Below are 758 nucleotides of genomic sequence, written 5' to 3'. Positions count from 1 at the left end.
GGTTCTGAGTTGAATAGTAAATAAAAAGTACAATTCAAAGTGTTACCATTTACTTCTTACGAAATAATTAAACTAGTTTATAGAATTAGGGATTAATATTTATTAATAGCAGGAGGAAGTGAAAATATGGCATTTTTTCATGGATTACAAATTGAATCCTATAATACTGTAAGGGATTTTACTCAACCAGCTATTGATGAGGAAGTACTGCCACCAAAGTATAAAATCGAGGGTCTAGTTGATATATTAGATAAACACGAATTTTTTGTTTGGGAAAAAGAAAAGATGTTTGACCTATTTGAAGGCAAGGGCAAAGGAATCGCAAAAACTGAAATTAAAGGAATCGATAAAACTGGAATTGGTGGTACATATTTTTTTGTAGATAATCGAGGTAAATACTTATATACTGGTGAATCGGATAACTTATATCGTAGAATTTGCGAAGAACATGTTGTTGGAAAAAAAACGTTAATATCCAAGTTTTTTTATAAAGTTATTATTTTTGAAATTGACCACCATAGGGGAAGAACCGATGGACTGGGTTCATCAATTGGATTAGGTTATAGAAAGATGCTGGAAGACATACTCAATAAAAAATTAAAACCAGCATACTGGGATGGTGGCTGGACAAAAGGAAATGAAGATTATGCGATTGAATACGAAAAAGATAGACGTAGAGTTAATTGGATAAAGTCTGAAAGAGACAAACTCTTAGAGGCATATAAAGCATATCCTACCTTTAAATTATAGATTAAATT

Annotated in this window: 1 protein-coding gene; it reads left to right on the top strand. The window is 31.1% G+C overall.

Translation table 11 applies throughout. The features are described from left to right. The first annotated feature begins 126 nt into the window (after positions 1-126). Positions 127-750: a GIY-YIG nuclease family protein gene (locus tag V7127_RS03770; protein WP_335483669.1), complete on the top strand. Its 624-nt coding sequence runs from the start codon at positions 127-129 to the stop codon at positions 748-750. The last annotated feature ends 8 nt before the right edge of the window (positions 751-758 follow it).

The sequence above is a fragment of the Bacillus sp. JJ1773 genome (assembly GCF_036962035.1).
Lineage (GTDB): Bacteria > Bacillota > Bacilli > Bacillales > Cytobacillaceae > Cytobacillus.
Note: the sequence above shows the minus strand (reverse complement) of the source record. Positions and strands in the feature narration are given on the sequence as shown.

Bases quoted from the DNA above. Each gene is read 5' to 3' on its own strand.
- V7127_RS03770 (WP_335483669.1), top strand. From the start codon at position 127: ATGGCATTTTTTCATGGATTACAAATTGAATCCTATAATACTGTAAGG.